Here is a 19,955-nt window from a genome sequence, read left to right on the forward strand (position 1 = left end):
TCTGGAGAATTTATTATGGCGAAAGAATTTGGTCGCCCGCAGCGTGTTGCTCAGGAGATGCAGAAAGAAATCGCACTCATCCTGCAGCGTGAAATCAAAGACCCGCGCGTCGGCATGATGACGACCGTTTCTGGTGTTGAAATGTCTCGTGACCTGGCATACGCCAAAGTGTTCGTCACGTTCCTCAATGATCAAGATGAAGCGGCGGTTAAGAACGGTATTAAAGCCTTGCAGGAAGCGTCCGGATTTATCCGTTCTCTGCTCGGTAAAGCGATGCGTCTGCGCATCGTGCCTGAACTGACTTTCTTCTACGATAACTCGTTAGTTGAAGGCATGCGTATGTCTAACCTCGTGACCACTGTGGTTAAGCATGACGATGAGCGTCGTGTTAACCCGGATGACGAAAAGGAAGACTGATGAGTCGTCCTCGTCGTCGCGGTCGCGACGTGCATGGCGTGCTGTTGCTGGATAAACCACAAGGTGCATCCAGTAACGACGTGCTGCAAAAAGTTAAGCGTATTTATAACGCAAACCGTGCCGGACACACCGGCGCGCTGGATCCGCTGGCAACAGGTATGCTGCCCGTTTGTCTGGGTGAGGCGACAAAGTTTTCCCAGTATCTGCTCGATTCTGATAAGCGCTATCGCGTCATCGCAAAACTGGGTCAGCGCACCGATACGTCCGATGCGGATGGTCAGGTTGTCGAAGAACGCCCGGTGGCGTTTAGTGCCGAACAGCTTGATGCTGCGCTGGAAAGTTTCCGTGGCGAAACCCTCCAGGTGCCGTCGATGTATTCGGCGCTGAAATACCAAGGCAAAAAGCTATACGAATATGCGCGTCAGGGGGTAGACGTCCCGCGCGAAGCCCGTCCGATCACTGTGTATGAGCTGTTATTCATTCGCCACGAAGGTGATGAGCTGGAGCTCGAAGTGCACTGTTCGAAAGGCACTTATATTCGTACCATCATTGATGATCTGGGCGAGAAACTGGGTTGTGGCGCGCATGTGATTTATTTACGTCGCCTCGCCGTCAGTAAGTACCCGGTCGAACGTATGGTAACGCTTGAACAACTTCGTGAATTGGTAGAGCAAGCGGAAACGCAGGGGATTTCACCTGCGGATTTACTTGATCCCCTGCTGATGCCAATGGACAGTCCAGCGTCTGATTTCCCGGTAGTTAATTTGCCGTTAACGTCTTCAGTTTACTTTAAAAATGGTAATCCGGTACGTACGACAGAGACGCCACAACGGGGTCTGGTTCGCGTCACTGAAGGTGAAGAAAATACGTTCATCGGCATGGGTGAAATCGACGATGAGGGCCGTGTGGCACCGCGTCGCCTGGTTGTTGAATATCCGGTTTAAGCGAGTGACTTGCCTTGCGATAACCAGGTGAGACGAGTAGAATATCGCCGCTTAACGTCCGGCAAAGTGTTTAACATTTTGCAGGGCGTAAACTGGGGTTGCTGAATTAGAGATCGGCACCCTTTCATTCTTTATATTTTTGGAGTTCATCATGTCTCTAAGCGTTGAAGCTAAAGCTAAAATCGTTTCCGAGTTCGGTCGTGGTACTAACGACAGCGGTTCTACCGAAGTTCAGGTTGCACTGCTGACCGCACAGATTAACCACCTGCAGGGTCACTTTGCAGAGCACAAAAAAGATCACCACAGCCGTCGTGGTCTGCTGCGTATGGTTTCTCAGCGTCGTAAACTGCTCGACTACCTGAAACGTAAAGATGTTGCACGCTATACCGCGCTGATCGAGCGTCTGGGCCTGCGTCGCTAAGTCTTGCGAGTTTCAGAAAAAGGGGCCTAATGGCCCCTTTTTTCAACCAGACGGCAGCAATTCACTGGAAACTATTGTATTGTTGCTATAAATGATCTTCCTTGCAGAGGTTCGCGCGGCTAATGAGAGGCTTCACCCATGGGGGTGTCGGTTGTCATTAGTCGCGAGGATGCGAAGAAGGTCGGGTTAAATCGACAGCACACCGTGGGTGTGCTGTCATCCATTAAGAAAGGACAGAATTTTGCTGAATCCGATCGTTCGTAAATTCCAGTATGGTCAGCATACCGTCACGCTGGAAACCGGCATGATGGCACGTCAGGCTACTGCTGCCGTTATGGTAAGCATGGATGACACTGCTGTATTCGTGACCGTAGTTGGCCAGAAAAAAACTAAGCCAGGCCAGGACTTCTTCCCGCTGACCGTTAACTATCAAGAGCGTACTTACGCTGCGGGTAAAATCCCTGGTGGCTTCTTCCGTCGTGAAGGCCGTCCAAGCGAAGGCGAAACCCTGATTGCGCGTCTGATTGACCGCCCGGTTCGTCCGCTGTTCCCAGAAGGCTTCATTAACGAAGTTCAGGTTATTGCCACCGTTGTTTCCGTTAACCCACAGGTTAACCCGGACATCGTTGCGATGATTGGCGCATCCGCTGCGCTGTCTCTGTCTGGTCTTCCGTTCAACGGTCCTATCGGTTCTGCTCGCGTTGGTTATATCAATGACCAGTACGTTCTGAACCCAACGCAAGATGAGCTGAAAGAAAGTAAGCTGGATCTGGTTGTTGCAGGTACCGAAGCTGCAGTGTTGATGGTTGAATCCGAAGCAGAACTGCTGAGCGAAGACCAGATGCTGGGCGCAGTGGTCTTCGGCCACGAGCAGCAGCAGATCGTTATCGAAAACATCAAAGATCTGGTTAAAGAAGCCGGTAAACCACGTTGGGACTGGCAGCCAGAAGTTGTCAACGAAGCGCTGAATGCGCGCGTTGCTGCACTGGCGGAAGCACGTCTTAGCGATGCATACCGCATTACTGACAAACAAGAACGTTATGCGCAGATTGATGTAATCAAATCTGAAACCATCGCTACGCTGGTTGCAGAAGATGACTCTCTGGATGCTAACGAACTGAGCGAAATTCTGCACGCTATCGAGAAAAATGCTGTTCGTAGCCGTGTTCTGGCTGGCGAGCCGCGTATCGATGGCCGTGAAAAAGACATGATCCGTGGTCTGGATGTGCGTACTGGCGTTCTGCCACGTACTCACGGTTCTGCACTGTTCACCCGTGGCGAAACTCAGGCGCTGGTAACTGCGACCTTGGGTACTGCACGTGATGCGCAGAACATCGACGAACTGATGGGCGATCGCACTGACAGCTTCCTGTTCCACTACAACTTCCCTCCGTACTCCGTAGGTGAAACCGGTATGGTGGGCTCGCCGAAGCGTCGTGAAATCGGTCACGGTCGTCTGGCGAAGCGTGGCGTACTGGCTGTTATGCCAGAAGCTGACAAATTCCCGTACACCGTGCGTGTGGTTTCTGAAATCACCGAATCTAACGGTTCTTCTTCCATGGCTTCCGTGTGTGGCGCATCTCTGGCTCTGATGGATGCTGGCGTACCGATCAAAGCTGCTGTTGCGGGTATCGCAATGGGCCTGGTGAAAGAAGGCGACAACTTTGTTGTTCTGTCTGACATTCTGGGCGACGAAGATCACCTGGGTGATATGGACTTCAAAGTCGCGGGTTCCCGCGAAGGTATCTCTGCGCTGCAGATGGATATCAAAATTGAAGGCATCACCAAAGAGATCATGCAGGTTGCACTGAACCAGGCTAAAGGTGCGCGTCTGCACATCCTGGGCGTGATGGAGCAGGCGATTAACGCGCCACGCGGCGACATTTCTCAGTTCGCACCGCGCATCCACACCATCAAGATCAGTCCAGACAAGATCAAAGATGTTATCGGTAAAGGCGGTTCTGTTATCCGTGCTCTGACCGAAGAAACAGGCACCACCATCGAAATCGAAGACGACGGTACTGTTAAAATCGCAGCGACCGACGGTGAGAAAGCGAAATTCGCAATTCGTCGTATCGAAGAGATTACGGCAGAAATCGAAGTGGGTCGTATCTACAATGGTAAAGTGACGCGTATCGTTGACTTTGGCGCATTCGTTGCCATTGGTGGCGGTAAAGAAGGTCTGGTTCACATCTCTCAGATCGCTGACAAGCGTGTTGAGAAAGTGACCGATTACCTGCAGATGGGTCAGGAAGTTCCAGTTAAAGTTCTGGAAGTTGATCGTCAGGGCCGTGTTCGTCTTAGCATCAAAGAAGCAACCGAGCAGTCTCAGCCTGCTGCCGCGCCGGAAGCGCCGGCCGCAGAGCAAGGCGAGTAAGGTTGCATTTGCCCTCCGCTGTAGCGGAGGGCCTATTATCAGGCAGGACGCCTTGTTAGCAGCCGGGGGACAGGACGTTCATCCAATAGTTGTCTTCGGGAGTGGAAATGAAGCCTTTTTTGCGCTGGTGTTTCGTTGCGACAGCTTTAACGCTGGCAGGATGCAGCAACTCTGCCTGGCGTAAGAGCGAAGTTCTCGCAGTGCCATTGCAACCCACTTTGCAGCAAGAAGTGATTCTGGCACGCATGGAACAAATTCTTGCCAGTCGGGCTTTAACCGATGATGAACGCGCACAGCTTTTATATGAGCGCGGAGTGTTGTATGATAGTCTCGGTCTGAGGGCACTAGCGCGAAATGATTTTTCACAAGCGCTGGCAATCCGACCTGATATGCCTGAAGTATTCAATTACTTAGGTATATATTTAACGCAGGCAGGCAATTTTGATGCTGCCTATGAAGCGTTTGATTCTGTACTTGAGCTTGATCCAACTTACAACTACGCGCACTTGAATCGCGGTATCGCATTGTATTACGGCGGTCGCGACAAGATAGCGCAAGATGATCTGCTGGCGTTTTATCAAGACGATCCTAATGATCCTTTCCGTGTCCTGTGGCTTTACATTGTTGAGCAGAAGCTCAATGAGAAGCAGGCAAAAGAGGCGTTAAAACAGCGCTTCGAGAAATCGGACAAGGAACAATGGGGATGGAACATTGTCGAGTTCTACCTGGGCAACATTAGCGAAGCAACGCTAATGGATCGGCTCAAGGCGGACGCAACGGATAACACCTCGCTCGCTGAGCATCTCAGTGAAACCAACTTCTATTTAGGTAAGTACTACCTAAGTCTGGGGGATATGGACAGCGCTACGGCACTGTTCAAATTAGCGGTCGCTAACAACGTACACAACTTCGTTGAGCACCGTTATGCATTGTTGGAATTATCGCTCTTGGGCCAGGAGCAAGATGACCTGGCAGAATCGGACCAGCAATAGCTGACGACATAAACATCAGCCCGTAATCTTTTGATTGCCATCACCTTAACTGGTGAGGGCGTTGTTGTTCGTCAATACACCTACTTTGAGCCGGTTCACACTTTTCAATGAAAATCGCTAATCATTTTCACGATGAGTTATGTAGACTGGCCGCCATTAATATCGAGGCACTTGTACTACATGGCTGAATTCGAAACCACTTTTGCAGATCTGGGGCTGAAGGCTCCTATCCTTGAAGCCCTTACCGATCTGGGTTACGAAAAACCATCTCCGATCCAGGCAGAATGCATCCCGCATTTGCTCTCTGGTCGTGACGTGCTGGGCATGGCCCAGACTGGCAGTGGTAAAACTGCAGCATTCTCGCTGCCGCTGCTGAACAACATTGATCCGGAACTGCGTGCACCGCAGATCCTCGTATTGGCTCCGACCCGTGAACTGGCTGTTCAGGTGGCGGAAGCTATGACTGAATTCTCTAAACACATGCGCGGCGTGAACGTGGTAGCCCTTTACGGCGGCCAGCGTTATGACGTGCAGTTACGCGCCCTGCGTCAGGGTCCACAGATTGTCGTCGGTACGCCGGGTCGTCTGCTGGATCACCTGAAACGCGGTACGCTGGATCTCTCTAAACTGAAAGGTCTGGTACTGGATGAAGCTGACGAAATGCTCCGCATGGGCTTCATCGAAGACGTAGAAACGATTATGGCGCAGATCCCAGAAGGTCATCAGACCGCTCTGTTCTCTGCAACCATGCCAGAAGCGATCCGTCGTATCACCCGTCGTTTCATGAAGGATCCGCAGGAAGTGCGTATCCAGTCTAGCGTAACGACGCGCCCGGACATCAGCCAGACTTTCTGGTCGGTACACGGAATGCGTAAAAACGAAGCGCTGGTACGTTTCCTGGAAGCAGAAGATTTTGATGCGGCGATTATCTTCGTTCGTACCAAAAATGCGACTCTGGAAGTGGCTGAAGCGTTGGAGCGTAGCGGTTATAACAGCGCCGCGCTGAACGGTGACATGAACCAGTCACTGCGTGAGCAGACTCTGGAACGTCTGAAAGACGGTCGTCTGGATATTCTGATTGCAACTGACGTTGCAGCACGTGGTCTGGATGTTGAACGTATCAGCCTGGTTGTTAACTACGACATCCCGATGGACTCTGAGTCTTACGTGCACCGTATCGGTCGTACCGGTCGTGCGGGTCGTGCGGGTCGTGCGCTGCTGTTCGTTGAGAACCGCGAGCGTCGTCTGCTGCGTAACATTGAACGCACCATGAAGCTGACCATTCCAGAAGCAGATCTGCCTAACGCAGAGCTGCTGGGCAAACGCCGTCTGGAGAAGTTCGCCGCTAAAGTACAGCAGCAGCTGGAAAGCAGCGATCTGGACAAATATCGTGAACTGCTGACGCAAATCAAGCCAATTGCAGAAGGCGAAGAGCTGGATATCGAAACGCTGGCTGCAGCGCTGCTGAAAATGGCCCAGGGCGAACGCGCTCTGATCGTGCCAGCTGATGCACCGATGCGTCCTAAGCGTGAATTCCGTGAACGTGACGAGCGCTTTGAGCGTCGCGACCGTAATGACCGTGGCGATCGTAACGATCGTGGCCCACGTCCAGAACGTGCTGCTGGCGCTGCTGGTGAAGAGCGTCCACGTCGTGAACGTCGTGAAGCTGGCGATATGGAACTGTACCGTATTGAAGTTGGCCGTGATGATGGTGTTGAAGTTCGTCATATCGTTGGCGCTATCGCTAACGAAGGTGACATCAGCAGCCGTTACATTGGTAACATCAAACTGTTTGGTACCCACTCAACCATCGAGCTGCCTAAAGGCATGCCGGGCGAAGTTCTTCAGCACTTTACTCGCACCCGCATTCTGAACAAGCCGATGAACATGCAGTTGATGGGTGATGCCCAGCCGCGTCCAGACCGTGGTCCTCGTCGTGAAGGCGATCGTCCTGCGGGCGAGCGTCGTAGCTTCGGTGGCGGTGAGCGTCGTGAAGGCGGTCGCGGTCCTCGTCGTGATGGCGCAGCACCTGCTGGTGCTGGTCGCTTCAGCGGTGAACGTCGTGAAAACCGTGGTCCACGTCGCGAAGAAGGTGCTGCTCCTGCTCGTCGTCGTGACGCGTAAGCCTTTCGTCTCTAGCGTAAAGTAATATATACAGCCCCGATAACCACTATCGGGGCTTTTTTTATTCCTTTTGTACTCCTGTACTGGTACAGTGCGACGCATTAGATTGAGTAGCACTATTTTTCACTGGAGAATTGGCGGTATGGCGACACTAACGACCACACAAACGTCACCCTCGCTGCTTGGCGGCGTGGTGATTATCGGCGGTACCATTATTGGCGCGGGAATGTTTTCTCTGCCGGTGGTGATGTCGGGTGCGTGGTTTTTCTGGTCACTGGCGGCGTTGGTGTTTACCTGGTTCTGCATGTTGCATTCCGGGCTGATGATCCTTGAGGCGAACCTTAACTATCGCATTGGGTCGAGCTTCGACACTATTACCAAAGACTTGCTCGGCAAGCGCTGGAACGTGGTCAACGGCATCTCTATTGCCTTTGTGCTGTATATCCTCACCTACGCCTATATTTCTGCGAGTGGTTCTATTCTTCACCATACTTTTGCAGAGATGTCGCTGAATGTTCCGGCGCGACTAGCGGGCCTGACGTTTGCTCTCGCAGTGTCATTTATCGTCTGGATCAGTACCAAAGCGGTCAGTCGTATGACGGCGATTGTGCTGGGCGCAAAAGTTATTACTTTCTTCCTGACGTTCGGCAGCCTGCTTGGGCATGTCACGCCAACGACGCTGTTTAACGTGGCAGAAAGCAACGCGTCCTACTCACCGTATTTGCTCATGACGCTGCCGTTCTGTCTGGCGTCATTTGGTTATCACGGCAACGTACCGAGCCTGATGAAATATTACGGTAAAGATCCGCGCACCATTATTCGTTGTCTGGTCTACGGCACGCTGCTGGCGCTGGCGCTTTATATCATCTGGTTGTTAGGGACGATGGGCAATATTCCGCGTCCGGAGTTCATCGGTATCGCGGCGAAGGGCGGAAATATTGACGTGCTGGTGCAGGCGTTGAGCGGTGTCCTTAACAGCCGTAGTCTGGATCTGCTGTTAGTTGTCTTCTCAAACTTCGCTGTTGCGAGTTCTTTCCTCGGGGTGACGCTGGGTCTGTTTGACTATCTCGCCGATCTGTTTGGTTTTGATGATTCTGCCATTGGACGGTTAAAAACTGCGCTGCTGACCTTTTTGCCGCCCATCGTTGGCGGGCTGATGTGGCCGAACGGTTTCCTGTATGCCATTGGCTATGCGGGGTTAGCGGCAACTATCTGGGCCGCAATTGTTCCGGCATTGCTGGCACGAAAATCACGTAAACGCTTCGGTAGCCCAAAATTCCGCGTTTGGGGCGGGAAGCCGATGATTGCGCTGATTCTGGTGTTTGGCGTCGGCAATGCGCTGGTGCATATCCTGTCGAGCTTTGATTTGTTGCCGGTTTATCAGTAAGTATCTATTTTCACCCTCTCCCTGCGGGAGAGGGCATGCACAACATTAACCCAACAGTTCTTCTTTCACCTGCATCGCTAAATCAAACGAGTGCAAACGCGCCTGATTATCGAAAATTTGCCCGTTAACCATAATCTCGTCCGCCTGCGTTTCACGCAGTACCGCTTCCAGACCGTGCCGTACTTTCGCTTTATCCCCAACCAGAGACATGCTCAGCGCTTGCTGGACACCATACTGTTCCGATGCTGACCAAAGCTGATGCATATTTTCCACCGGTGGCGGGAGCTGTCCGCTTTCGCCACGGCGTAACTTCGCGAAGGCTTGCTGCATCGAGGTAAACAAAAATTCCGCATCGCGATTGCTGTCAGCAGCGATGATATTGATGCACACCATGGCATACGGCTTTTCCAGCCGTGCTGACGGTTTAAAGTGAGTGCGGTAGAGATGCAGCGCCTGGTGCAGCATATCCGGTGCAAAATGCGAGGCAAACGCAAAAGGCAGTCCAAGCTGCGCCGCCAGCTGTGCGCTATAAAGACTTGACCCTAACAGCCATACCGGAACGTGCTCGCCGTAACCCGGCACCGGCCGCACCTGTGGATTAGGATCATGTGCATCAAACCAGTCCACCAGTTCCGCCACATCGCGCGGGAAGTTATCAATATCACCGCTCATATGGCGACGCAGCGCACGCATGGTGGGCTGATCGCTGCCGGGTGCGCGTCCCAGGCCTAAATCGATACGACCAGGATAGAGCGTATTCAGCGTGCCAAACTGTTCAGCAATCACGAGAGGAGAATGGTTTGGCAGCATCACACCGCCCGAGCCGAGATGCAACGTCGTGGTATTGGCGGCCAGATAGCCAATCAGCACCGACGTTGCGGCGCTGGCAATGCCCACCATATTATGGTGTTCCGCCAGCCAGTAGCGATGATAGCCGCGCTGTTCCGCGAGACGGGCAAGATCCAGAGAGTGCGAGAAGGCGTCCTTTGCAGACGAACCTTCGGGAATCGGTGCCAGGTCCAGCACCGAAAACGGAATGGATTTATCAGTCATAACAGCTCACTTTGTCGACGGTGAATCTTTTAATAGTGCATTAAAATTTGATAACCGTTGTTAACAAAGTGAGCTTTATACTCGTCTTCCTTCACGCTGCCTCTTCGCGGGCTGCCTCTTTTCCCCAGTCACTGACGTGAGTCAGCTCCTTGGGGTTCTCAGACTTGCTGCCTGGATGGAGAGCCTGAATGCTTTTGTGTCTATTGAGTTACGCGAGTTCCAGACCAGCCAGACGTTTCCAGTAACCGTTGCAATCGCTGTTTGCCTTCAACGGCAAAGGTACGGCACCTTTTTCATTGGCACGGAACGCATCCAGCATCGCGAAAACGTCGGTATCCAGCGGGGAGAGACGTACCATATCTACCACGCCCTGCATCGACGTTAATTCGTTGCCGAGGTTATACACGTAACCGCTCATCGTCTGAATGCCGTTGAGGACAAACACCTGCTGATTTTCCTGCGATAACATGCTGCGCCCGTTCGGGTATTTGATGCAGCAGGTTTCACATTCGTCTTTGGGCTTGTCTTCCGAACGCGCGGTAAAGCAGCGCGCGGAGTAGGCCAGCGGCAGGTGTCCGTAACTCAACACTTCCACTTCAAACCGATCGCGGATGCCCAGATCGTCGCACTGGTTCAGCAGATTGACGAGCCAGTCGCGGGATAACTCAACAGGCATACACCAGCGGGTCATCCCTTGTTTCAGCAGCAGGCGCAGCGTCACCGCGTTGTAGCAGTTCAGCGCATGCCCGGCCACGAACGGCAGTTTACGCTCGGCGCACATATTCACCACACCGAGATCGCTGGCTTCCAGCAGGAAATCCCCGTTCTCGACGTAGCGTTTGATTTCCCCCAGTTCTGACGACGCCTGTACCAGCGCCAGCGTTGAAAGGACCACCTGTTTTCCGCTGCCGGCCAGATTTTTAGCCATCTCCAGCCATTCGCCCACTTTCGTGGCGCGGCGTTTACTGCACACCGATTCACCGAGATAAATCGTATCGGCGCTGCTTGTCGCTGCCTGCTGATAAAAATCTTCCAGCGTCTCTTTTGACCAGTAATAGAGCACCGGTCCTAATGAATATTTCATTGATTATCTCACTGCCATTTACGGTGATAGGCACCCAGCGTGGTTTGCGTGCCTTCAGACATGGCGCCAAGCGTCTCCATCCAGGCGGGCTGCGGGGCGTAGTTCTGCGGATCGGCCATGCAGCGGTCAATTGCCTGACGCCACACTTTTGCCACCTGGCTAACATACGCCGGGCTGCGCTGACGACCTTCGATTTTGACCGAAGCGATATTGGCGGCCAGCAGCTCTGGCAGCAGCTCCAGCGTATTCAGGCTGGTCGGTTCTTCCAGCGCGTGGTAACGCTCGCCATCCACCAGATAGCGACCTTTGCACAGCGTCGGATAGCCCGCATTTTCGCCGTCCTGGTAACGGTCGATAAGCACGTCGTTAAGACGAGACTCCAGCCCTTGCGGCGTTTGCTGCCAGCGGACAAAGCGGGCAGGGGAACACGCGCCCACGGTATTCGGTGATTCACCCGTCAAATAAGAGGAAAGGTAGCAACGCCCTTCCGCCATGATGCACAGGCTACCAAAGGCAAAAACTTCCAGCGGAACTGGCGAGACGCGCGCCAGTTGCTTAACCTGATGAATAGACAGCACGCGTGGCAATACCACGCGAGCCACGTCAAAGTGACGATGATAGAAGCGAACAGCTTCTTCGTTGGTGGCGGAAGCCTGAACAGAGACATGGCGCTCAATATGCGGATAGCGTTCTGCGGCATACTCAAGCATGGCAAGGTCAGCAAGGATCAGCGCATCCGCGCCAAGCTGAGCCGCCATATCTACGGCGCGCTGCCAGCGAGCGTAGCCATCGGGATGGGCAAAAGTATTGATGGCGATATGTAATTTACGACGGTGCTGATGCACGAAATTGACGGCTTCCTGGAGTTTTTTCTCCGTGAAATTCAGGCCAGCAAAGTGGCGGGCGTTAGTATCATCTTTCAGCCCGATATAGACCGCGTCGGCGCCATTTTCGATGGCCGCCTTAAGTGCCGGGAGGTTTCCGGCTGGACAGAGCAGCTCCATAATTTATCCTGAGTCCGCTGCCCCAGAGGGCACAAAATTGTTAACGAACGGGGAGTTTAATTAACCTCTGCGCGACAATTTTTGATTTAAGGCAGCTAATGGCGTATTGATGACACCAATAATGAATGTTGCAGGAATACCGTTTGTTGATTTACGCCGCTACGGCTGTCGGCGGATATGGCAAAATACCGGGATTAACGATATCAGGGAGTAAAACTCGTGCTGGATAAACTGCGTTCACGTCTCGTCCAATTTGGCCCATCACTGTTGAGCGTGCCGGTAAAATTGACGCCTTTCGCCCTTAAACGTCAGGTTCTTGAGCAAATGCTCAGCTGGCAATTTCGTCAGGCGCTTGAAGAGGGCGAGCTGGCGTTTCTGGAAGGTCGCTGGCTAAGTATTGAAGTGCGTGACATTGGACTGCGCTGGTTTACCTCGGTGGAAAACGACCAATTGATCGTCAGCGACTCCGCCACGGCGGACGTTAGTTTCAGCGCGGATGCCAGCGATCTGCTGATGATCGCCGCACGAAAACAGGATCCTGATACGCTCTTTTTCCAGCGTCGTCTGGTCATTGAAGGCGATACCGAACTGGGCCTGTACGTCAAAAATTTAATGGATGCCATTGAACTGGATCAGATGCCAAAGCCGCTGCGCGTGGTGCTGATGCAAATGGCCGATTTTGTTGAGGCAGGGCTAAAAACCCCGCCTGAGAGTAAACACACTTCAGTGGGTGAGCCATGCTGATTCGAGTTGAAATAGGGATTGATGCACCGGGTATCGATGCATTGTTACGTCGTTCGTTTCCGGAAGAAAGTGAGGCCCGACTGGTGCACGATCTCCGTGAAGACGGGCTGATCACTCTGGGGCTGGTGGCCACCGATGACGAAGGTCAGGTGGTCGGCTACGTGGCGTTTAGTCCGGTTGCCGTTCAGGGTGAAGAGTTGCAGTGGGTTGGAATGGCCCCGCTGGCGGTTGATGAACACTATCGCGGTAAGGGTCTGGCACGTAAGCTGGTCTATGAAGGACTGGATTCACTGAATGAATTTGGTTATGCGGCGGTGGTTACGCTGGGCGATCCGGCATTTTACGGACGTTTGGGGTTCGAATCGGCAGCGCCGTACGATCTGCATTGCCGCTGGCCGAATACTGAGACCGCGTTCCAGGTGCATCGTCTGGCAGATGACGCACTGAACGGCGTCAGCGGTCTGGTTGAGTATCACGACCACTTTAATCGCTTTTAACAGGCGGCGTTTGCAGGCTGTCGTATAGTGCCTCAAATGAGCCGTCTCCGGCGACGAGGCGCTCTTTCTGACGCTTCGTCAGCTGCTTTATGCGGTACTCCATTTTCAGCGCCAGTGAGCGCTCGCCAACGGGCGCGGAAAAGGCCAGTGAGAGTTCACCTTTTCCCCGCAGCGCTTTCGCGCCTTTCCCTGTTTGATGTTCAAGGAAACGCCGCCCGACGTCGGTGGTAATTCCGGTGTAAAGCGCATTATCAGCCGTTCTGACGAGATAGAGAAACCAGCACACGGTAAGCATATTCAGTATCTTAAGGTGAACGCACCATAGCATGAGAGAGAGCAAAAATGGAAACTCTGGCCGCCATTAACCGCTGGCTGGCAAAGCAGCATGTCGTGACCTGGTGTGTGCACCATGAGGGCGAGCTGTGGTGCGCTAACGCGTTTTATTACTACGATCCCGACCGCGTTGCGTTTTACGTGTTAAGCGAAGACAAAACGCGACATGCCCAGATGACCGGGACGAGAGCTCACGTCGCCGGGACAATAAACGGTCAGCCGAAAAACGTCGCGCTCATTCGCGGCGTCCAGTTTAAGGGTGAGATTCGTCGTCTGGAAGGGGAGGAAAGCGACAGCATGCGCAGGCAATATACTCGCCGCTTTCCGGTGGCTTTGGCGTTGTCAGCACCCGTCTGGGAAATTCGCCCTGACGAGCTCAAGTTCACTGACAACACCCTCGGCTTTGGCAAAAAGCTTCACTGGCTACGCGCCGAGTAGGCGCAGCGCTTCACGATTAAACGCCGGGAGATCGTCCGGTGTTCGGCTCGTCACCAGCTGATCCTGATCGACCACCACTTCCTGATCGTAAAAATCGGCACCCGCGTTTTTAAGATCAATCACGATCGGTTTGACGGCCGTAAGTTTGCGCCCGCGCACCACGTCAGCGCTGATCAGCAGTTGCGGCCCATGACAGATCGCAAAGACAGGTTTGCCGCTCGCGACAAAATCACGGGTAAACGTGACAAAGCGATCGTCACCGCGCAGGGTATCCGGCGAGTGGCCGCCCGGCAGTAAGAGCGCGTCGAACTGAGCTGCTGTGACGTCATCAATAGACTTATCGATAGTCACGCTGGCCTCGCCTTTATGGCCTTTCACCGTTTTCCCCGCCTGTTTATCTATTGTCACTACTTCATGTCCCGCTTTGCGGAACGCCTCAGCAGGCGAGGTGAATTCTGAATCTTCAAACTCGTCGGTGATCAAGACCGCTATTTTCTTGCTCATGTTTCCTCCGTTGTTTTGGCTTCAGACAGATTTTTCTGCGTTTGTGGTAAATACTTACCCAACAGACTACTCAGTGTGGTCGAACAGGCTGAAACCGCATACGGACTAATCTGTAAAGGAGATAAAATGAGCCAGGTATTGATTACAGGCACTACCGGACTGGTCGGTGGCCATTTGCTACGGCTGTTGATACAGGATCGCAAAGTCAATTACATTGCCGCGCCGACACGCCGTCCATTGACCGATACTTCTGGCGTCTTTAACCCCTACGATCCTCAGCTCACCGATGCACTCGCGCAGGTGAAGGATCCAATTGATATCGCGTTTTGCTGTCTCGGCACCACGCGTCGTGAAGCCGGCAGCAAAGAGGCGTTTATTCACGCCGACTATACGCTGGTGGTTGATACAGCACTCACGGCGAAAAAGCTGGGCGCGAAACATTTTCTGGTGGTCAGCTCAATGGGAGCAAATGCCCGTTCTCCCTTTTTCTACAATCAGGTGAAAGGGAAAATGGAGGACGCATTGATCGCGCAAAACTGGGAACGGCTGACCATCGTGCGTCCGTCTATGCTGCTCGGGGATCGCGATAAGCAGCGCGTTAATGAATCGATTTTCGCGCCGCTGTTCCAGCTTTTGCCGGGAAACTGGAAATCCATTCAGGCGCGTGATGTTGCGCGTGCCATGTTGCACGAGGCGTTCTCTCCCTCGCAGGAGGGGGTCAACATCATACCCTCAGCAAAACTGCGTGAAATTGCAAAAAGTGAGGCGTAAACTCCCCCGGCTTATTAATTACTTTCCCCGGGATAGGTTATGACTGGTCAGTCTTCATCTCAGGCGGCAACGCCTTTTCAGTGGTGGAAACCCGCACTCTTTTTTCTCGTCGTTATCGTCGGGCTTTGGTATGTGAAATGGCAGCCGTATTACGGTAAAGCCTTCACCGCCGCCGACACGCACAGCATCGGCAAATCCATTCTCGCCCAGCCGGACACCAGTCCGTTGCAGGCGGCGTGGGATTACGCGATGGTCTATTTCCTCGCCGTATGGAAAGCCGCAGTGCTGGGCGTGTTGTTGGGCTCGCTCATTCAAGTGCTGGTTCCGCGCAACTGGATGATGCGAACGTTAGGCCAGCCGCGTTTTCAGGGAACATTGTTGGGGACGATTTTCTCTCTGCCCGGCATGATGTGCTCCTGCTGTGCTGCGCCCGTTACGGCTGGCATGCGGCGTCAGCAGGTATCGATGGGCGGCGCGCTGGCGTTTTGGATGGGAAACCCGGTGCTTAATCCCGCTACGCTGGTCTTTATGGGCTTTGTGCTCGGCTGGCACTTTGCGTTGATCCGTTTGGTTGCCGGGCTACTGACCGTGCTGATTGTGGCCTCTTTAGTTCAGTATCTGGTCAAAGATAATACCGTTCAGCCCGTATCGGTGGATATTGACGCTTCGGAGCCGCAGGGCGGATTCTTTGCTCGTTGGGGGAAAGCGTTATGGCAGCTTTTCTGGAGCACCATCCCGGTGTATATCCTGGCGGTACTCGTGTTAGGCGCGGCGCGCGTCTGGTTGTTCCCTCACGCAGACGGCGCGATCGATAACACGCTGCTGTGGGTGATTGCGATGGCGGTGGCCGGATGCTTGTTTGTGATTCCGACTGCGGCTGAGATTCCGATTGTGCAGACGATGATGCTCGCCGGTATGGGTACCGCTCCCGCGCTGGCACTCCTAATCACGCTGCCCGCCGTGAGCCTTCCGTCGCTTATCATGCTGCGTAAGTCATTCCCGGCGAAAGCGCTTTGGCTGACGGGTTTACTGGTCGCGTTAAGTGGCGTGATAACGGGCAGTATTGCGCTGCTATAAAACAAAAAACCCGGCATCCGCCGGGTTTTTCTTATCCATTAAACGCGCTTATTTAATATAGGTAAACGCGGTCGTTACGTGCTTCACGCCGCTCACGCGGCTGGCGATATCGGCCGCGGCTTTGCCTTCACGATCGGTGACCAGGCCGAGCAGGAACACTTCGCCATTCTCGGTGGTGACTTTCACGTTAGAGGATTTCACCTGATCGCTACCCAGCAGCTGTGAGCGCACTTTGGTGGTGATCCAGGTATCAGACGATGCCGTTCCCAGACCAATAGGCTGACCCTGGCGAACTTCGTTGAACACTTCCGTGGTGCCTTCTACACCCATGGCGATTTGCTTCGCGCGGGCCGCAAGCTCCAGATTGGGTGCCTGGCCTGCCAGCAGCACTTTGCCCTGATAAGCGGTCACGTTAATGCGGGCTTCTTTCTTAATTTGTTCGTCTTTCGACAGGGCGCTGTTAACGCGCAATTCCAGGGTACCGTCGTCGACTTGAGTCCCCACAGAGCGCGGATCGGTTGCTGCTTTGGTGCCGACAGCCGCTGTACCTACCACAGCCGCAGCGATACATCCTTGAAGCAGCAGCGCAGAAATAAGGACTGCGAGGGGCGTTAATGCCTTCATTAGTACTCCTTAATCATCCTGGTGAGGGAAAAGCGTGTTATCAATCAAATCGCAAAGACAGTTCACCGTCAGCATGTGCATTTCCTGAATACGCGCACTGCGATGCGATGGAATGCGAATTTCCACATCCTGCGGTCCTAAAAGACCTGCCAGTTCGCCACCGTCATAGCCCGTTAGCGCGACAATCGTCATATCACGCGTCACGGCCGCTTCAACGGCTTTTACGATATCACGGCTATTTCCGCGCGTAGAAATCGCCAGCAGAACATCCCCGGCGTGGCCTAAGGCGCGAACCTGTTTTGCGTAGATTTCGTCATGAAGACGATCGTTGGCAATCGCGGTTAAGACCACATTATCGGTATTAAGTGCAATGGCAGGTAAACTTGGGCGTTCTGTTTCAAAACGATTGATCATGCTGGCAGCAAAATGCTGTGCGTTGGCTGCGGAGGTACCGTTGCCACAACAGAGGATTTTGTTGCCATTGAGCAGGGACTGCACCAGCGTCATCGCTGCGCGTGAAATAGCATCCGGGAGGGCTTCCGCCGCTGCAATTTGAGTTTGAATGCTTTCTGTGAAGCAAACCTTAATTCTTTCGAGCACGTTATCCCTTTAAATCTTAATTATGCGTCTTCGCCAAAAGCGTTTTTAAGCCACTCAATGTCGTTTCCGGTGAAGGCTACCACATCGAACCGGCAATCCACAGTATCAAAACTCCCATTATGGCGGGCAAGCCACAAGTGGGCAGTCTGTAATAATTTATGTTGTTTGGCGAGCGTCACGCTGGCGGCAGCGCCACCAAATCGGGACGACTGTCGGAAACGTACCTCAATAAACACGATAACCTGACCGTCTTTCATGATCAGATCAATTTCGCCGCCACGTCCGTGAACGTTAGCGGCGATAAAACGCAGTCCTTTGCCTTCCAGCCAGCGACGCGCTTTTAGCTCCCACGCGTCGCCCGTCTGTTTGCGGCTTAACTCGCCGGGACGATCTGTCCCTGCTGGTATTTGAGCCATGATAACTTCCTGTTAATCACACAATCCTGGGTCGCGGTCAGATCGCCGGTGTTACCGTTAAGCTCGAAACCTGGCACCTGACGCATCTGGGTAAAGTGGTTCGCCAGCGCCCACGCATCAACACCCATCGCGTATAAACGTGCGAGTGAATAGTCGTTACGCACGCTGCTCAGCGCCTGCTGCATCAGCGCTGGGTTGCTGCCCGCAAGCATTGGGATTTCGCTGTATTGCAGGCCATCCATTTCCAGACGGAAATCTGGGCCAGCCGTACCCTGCGCGCTGCGCGAGCTTGCATACAATGTTACGCCGCTTTGGCTGCCGTTGCGCATAGCAATCATCGGTTTGATAAAGGCAATTTCTTCTGGCGTTGCGACGATGTAAGCCGCATCGACCTTACCGCCGCCGCTGATTTGCGCATCCGTTGGCGGAGCCGGAATCGTCAGGCCACCGATGGTCACGCCTTGCTGCTGCGGCAGACTGGCCGAAACCGGGCTGCCGGTCAGCGCAATGCCTGACCCGCCATTCACGCCCGCTCTCAGCTCAGAGGTTGAGCCAAATTTCTGCTGCAGAACGATATTGCCGCCGAGCTGTTGCCATTCATGAGCAAACGCCGTGGCGACGCGGTCACCCAGCGCGCTGCGCGGTGTCAGCAGCAGTGGGGCCTGTTTTCCTTGTTCATGAATATGACGCGCCGCATCGCGGGCCTCATCTTCCGGAGACAGCGCGAAGTAACAGATATTCGCGCGATTCTGAACTTGCTCAGGCTGGTTAAGCGCCAGCACGTTCAGCGAAGTGTTGCTCTTCATCAACTCTTCGACGTTGTTCTTTAGCAAGGGGCCGACCACGATACTGGCACCGTCCTGCTGAACTTGCGCCAGCACCTGATCGAGTGGCTGAGAACTGGTGTCATAGATTTTCAGTTCTGCACCCGGATTGGCGGTCGTTGCAGCAACGGCTTGTGGCTGTGCGGCAGGCTGCTGATCGGACAGTGTGGCTTGTGGTTGTGTCGTTGCGGCGTCGGTGACAGGGGCTGCCTGGGTCTCAACGGGCGCTTGTGCTTCGGCTGGCGCTGCGGTTTCAGCAGGGGCCTGGGGGGTCGTTGGCGGCGTTGTCGGGGCGGTCACTGGATTTTGCATTGTGCCTTGGGCTGGCGCTTGTGCAGAGGTCAAATCGCTGGTTTCCACCGCTGATGGGCTAATGACATCATTCACATTCGCGGCCTGCGCTGCTTGGGCAGGAACGGCGTTCCCCGTCACCGCAGCGGTGCCATTTTTCGCAGCTTCAAAGCCCTGCTGAATGGTGCGACCAAATACCGCCGCCTGACCGTTCAATGGCAGCAAAAGGGCGATTTTACTGACGGAGGCAGGCTGGAAGTTCTGCACGTTGACCAACTGCGTCGGCAGCATTTTTGCACCCGGATTTTGCGGGTAACGCGTCTGCCAGTCGGTAATGCCCGCTTTAAGCATTTTTGGATCGCTGCGGTTGTTGAACCACATCTGCTGTAGATCCAGCCAGCCTTGCAAAACATTTTCGTCGGCATTAATCACCAGTGCCTGAGCCTGTTCCGGCGTCATTGAAGAGAGCGCTTGCCAGGTGGAGTCGATATTTTTCTGCTTATCGGCGCCGCTCAGCAGCGGCTCTTGCGCAATGAGCGCGCGCAGGAGTGCCAGGGAAGGGCGACCCTGCTCGGCAGCGATAACGGCCTGCCAGTAGCGGGCCTGCTGGTTGTTCTCCAGCGCTTTCACGTCGATATCCGCCAGCTGTTTTTTCGCCGCAGGATAATCTTTCTGCGCAATTTTCAGCTCTGCGGACAGCAGCGACTGCTCGCCGCGTTGTGTATCGTTCAATTCCTGCGGCAACTGGTTATACAGATCGAGTGCCTGCTGCGTTTTACCTTCATTCAGCAGTGCACGAATGGCAAGTAATTGCCAGTTGGTCTTGGTATCATTTGAGCTCTGCGACATTTGTTGCAGATAAAAGCCGGAATCAGCCTGCGCGGAACCCTGCATATGGGCCGCAGTCTGATCGGGCGCCTGAGTGCCACAGCCTGCGAAAATCAGGGCTGCCAGCATAATAGGAAGGCTGCGCGAAGCTTTTGTTCGAAGAAACGTTAAGGGTACCATACTGTATCCAGTGATTTTTTTAGGC

At 53.8% G+C, this 19,955-nt stretch carries 22 protein-coding genes; 13 read left to right on the plus strand and 9 right to left on the minus strand.

The annotated features are described in order from the left end of the window. Positions 1-15 precede the first annotated feature (15 nt). From rbfA to mtr, 8 genes are all read left to right on the plus strand, one after another. On the plus strand, positions 16-417 hold the full coding sequence (gene rbfA / locus AC0LWE_RS08285; protein ID WP_015960587.1) for a 30S ribosome-binding factor RbfA: 402 nt from the start codon (positions 16-18) through the stop codon (positions 415-417). Next, positions 417-1,361 carry a tRNA pseudouridine(55) synthase TruB gene (gene truB / locus AC0LWE_RS08290; RefSeq protein WP_219347339.1) on the plus strand — a complete coding sequence of 315 codons (945 nt, stop codon included), beginning with the start codon at positions 417-419 and terminating at the stop codon, positions 1,359-1,361. The genes rbfA and truB overlap by 1 nt, the downstream gene beginning before the upstream one ends. 151 nt (positions 1,362-1,512) lie before the next feature. Then, entirely contained in the window at positions 1,513-1,782 is a 270-nt protein-coding gene (gene rpsO / locus AC0LWE_RS08295) for a 30S ribosomal protein S15 (protein ID WP_003861789.1), read from the plus strand. A gap of 241 nt (positions 1,783-2,023) precedes the next feature. Beyond that, the gene (pnp, locus tag AC0LWE_RS08300) at positions 2,024-4,159 is read left to right on the plus strand and encodes a polyribonucleotide nucleotidyltransferase (RefSeq protein WP_059177354.1); all 2,136 of its coding nucleotides are present in this window, start codon (positions 2,024-2,026) and stop codon (positions 4,157-4,159) included. 107 nt (positions 4,160-4,266) lie between these two features. Then, a complete protein-coding gene (nlpI, locus tag AC0LWE_RS08305; protein ID WP_059177355.1) occupies positions 4,267-5,151 on the plus strand; it encodes a lipoprotein NlpI in 885 nt (294 codons plus the stop codon). A gap of 107 nt (positions 5,152-5,258) precedes the next feature. Beyond that, entirely contained in the window at positions 5,259-5,339 is an 81-nt protein-coding gene (gene yrbN / locus AC0LWE_RS08310) for a protein YrbN (protein ID WP_097919743.1), read from the plus strand. Next, the gene (locus AC0LWE_RS08315; protein ID WP_059177356.1) at positions 5,332-7,275 is read left to right on the plus strand and encodes a DEAD/DEAH family ATP-dependent RNA helicase; all 1,944 of its coding nucleotides are present in this window, start codon (positions 5,332-5,334) and stop codon (positions 7,273-7,275) included. Before yrbN ends, AC0LWE_RS08315 begins: the two co-directional genes overlap by 8 nt. A 142-nt stretch (positions 7,276-7,417) precedes the next feature. Continuing rightward, positions 7,418-8,662 (plus strand): tryptophan permease, encoded by a 1,245-nt coding sequence (mtr, locus tag AC0LWE_RS08320; protein ID WP_202694030.1) that lies wholly within the window; start codon positions 7,418-7,420, stop codon positions 8,660-8,662. Between the two features lie 45 nt (positions 8,663-8,707). Here the strand turns inward: mtr and AC0LWE_RS08325 are convergent, their stop codons facing one another. The 3 genes from AC0LWE_RS08325 to ubiU form a co-directional block, all read right to left on the minus strand. Further along, the gene (locus tag AC0LWE_RS08325) at positions 8,708-9,715 is read right to left on the minus strand and encodes a luciferase-like monooxygenase (protein ID WP_059177358.1); all 1,008 of its coding nucleotides are present in this window, start codon (positions 9,713-9,715) and stop codon (positions 8,708-8,710) included. Positions 9,716-9,923: 208 nt separating this feature from the next. Beyond that, complete coding sequence (locus AC0LWE_RS08330) at positions 9,924-10,799, minus strand: U32 family peptidase (RefSeq protein ID WP_131486401.1); 876 nt, start codon at positions 10,797-10,799, stop codon at positions 9,924-9,926. 8 nt (positions 10,800-10,807) lie between these two features. Next, positions 10,808-11,803 (minus strand): ubiquinone anaerobic biosynthesis protein UbiU, encoded by a 996-nt coding sequence (ubiU, locus tag AC0LWE_RS08335; protein WP_015960579.1) that lies wholly within the window; start codon positions 11,801-11,803, stop codon positions 10,808-10,810. A 219-nt stretch (positions 11,804-12,022) separates the two neighbouring features. Between ubiU and ubiT the strand changes: the two genes are divergently transcribed. Together ubiT and AC0LWE_RS08345 are read left to right on the plus strand one after the other, a co-directional pair. Then, a complete protein-coding gene (ubiT, locus tag AC0LWE_RS08340; protein ID WP_202668366.1) occupies positions 12,023-12,547 on the plus strand; it encodes a ubiquinone anaerobic biosynthesis accessory factor UbiT in 525 nt (174 codons plus the stop codon). Next, a complete protein-coding gene (locus AC0LWE_RS08345) occupies positions 12,541-13,044 on the plus strand; it encodes a GNAT family N-acetyltransferase (protein WP_059177361.1) in 504 nt (167 codons plus the stop codon). The genes ubiT and AC0LWE_RS08345 overlap by 7 nt, the downstream gene beginning before the upstream one ends. Here AC0LWE_RS08345 and AC0LWE_RS08350 read toward each other — a convergent pair. Continuing rightward, positions 13,031-13,372: a GIY-YIG nuclease family protein gene (locus AC0LWE_RS08350; RefSeq protein WP_072241714.1), complete on the minus strand. Its 342-nt coding sequence runs from the start codon at positions 13,370-13,372 to the stop codon at positions 13,031-13,033. The two genes, AC0LWE_RS08345 and AC0LWE_RS08350, sit on opposite strands and share 14 nt — an antisense overlap. A gap of 14 nt (positions 13,373-13,386) precedes the next feature. Between AC0LWE_RS08350 and AC0LWE_RS08355 the strand changes: the two genes are divergently transcribed. Further along, complete coding sequence (locus AC0LWE_RS08355; protein WP_219347340.1) at positions 13,387-13,815, plus strand: YhbP family protein; 429 nt, start codon at positions 13,387-13,389, stop codon at positions 13,813-13,815. On the opposite strand, the gene AC0LWE_RS08360 is transcribed toward AC0LWE_RS08355, so the two are convergent. Beyond that, the gene (locus tag AC0LWE_RS08360; protein ID WP_131486397.1) at positions 13,801-14,319 is read right to left on the minus strand and encodes a type 1 glutamine amidotransferase domain-containing protein; all 519 of its coding nucleotides are present in this window, start codon (positions 14,317-14,319) and stop codon (positions 13,801-13,803) included. The genes AC0LWE_RS08355 and AC0LWE_RS08360 overlap by 15 nt on opposite strands. 126 nt (positions 14,320-14,445) lie before the next feature. Between AC0LWE_RS08360 and AC0LWE_RS08365 the strand changes: the two genes are divergently transcribed. Both AC0LWE_RS08365 and AC0LWE_RS08370 read left to right on the plus strand, forming a co-directional pair. After that, on the plus strand, positions 14,446-15,090 hold the full coding sequence (locus AC0LWE_RS08365) for an NAD(P)H-binding protein (RefSeq protein WP_219347341.1): 645 nt from the start codon (positions 14,446-14,448) through the stop codon (positions 15,088-15,090). Positions 15,091-15,129: 39 nt separating this feature from the next. Then, a complete protein-coding gene (locus AC0LWE_RS08370; protein WP_219347342.1) occupies positions 15,130-16,167 on the plus strand; it encodes a permease in 1,038 nt (345 codons plus the stop codon). 48 nt (positions 16,168-16,215) lie between these two features. Here the strand turns inward: AC0LWE_RS08370 and dolP are convergent, their stop codons facing one another. From dolP to AC0LWE_RS08390, 4 genes are read right to left on the minus strand one after another with little or no spacing between them, the layout of a single operon-like run. Next, positions 16,216-16,791 carry a division/outer membrane stress-associated lipid-binding lipoprotein gene (dolP, locus tag AC0LWE_RS08375; RefSeq protein ID WP_059177367.1) on the minus strand — a complete coding sequence of 192 codons (576 nt, stop codon included), beginning with the start codon at positions 16,789-16,791 and terminating at the stop codon, positions 16,216-16,218. Positions 16,792-16,800: 9 nt separating this feature from the next. Then, a complete protein-coding gene (diaA, locus tag AC0LWE_RS08380; RefSeq protein ID WP_003861754.1) occupies positions 16,801-17,391 on the minus strand; it encodes a DnaA initiator-associating protein DiaA in 591 nt (196 codons plus the stop codon). A gap of 20 nt (positions 17,392-17,411) precedes the next feature. Then, complete coding sequence (locus tag AC0LWE_RS08385; protein ID WP_202694020.1) at positions 17,412-17,807, minus strand: YraN family protein; 396 nt, start codon at positions 17,805-17,807, stop codon at positions 17,412-17,414. After that, entirely contained in the window at positions 17,765-19,930 is a 2,166-nt protein-coding gene (locus tag AC0LWE_RS08390) for a penicillin-binding protein activator (RefSeq protein ID WP_219347343.1), read from the minus strand. Before AC0LWE_RS08390 ends, AC0LWE_RS08385 begins: the two co-directional genes overlap by 43 nt. Between the last annotated feature and the right edge of the window lie 25 nt (positions 19,931-19,955).

It is taken from the genome of Lelliottia sp. RD5 (genome assembly GCF_056032945.1).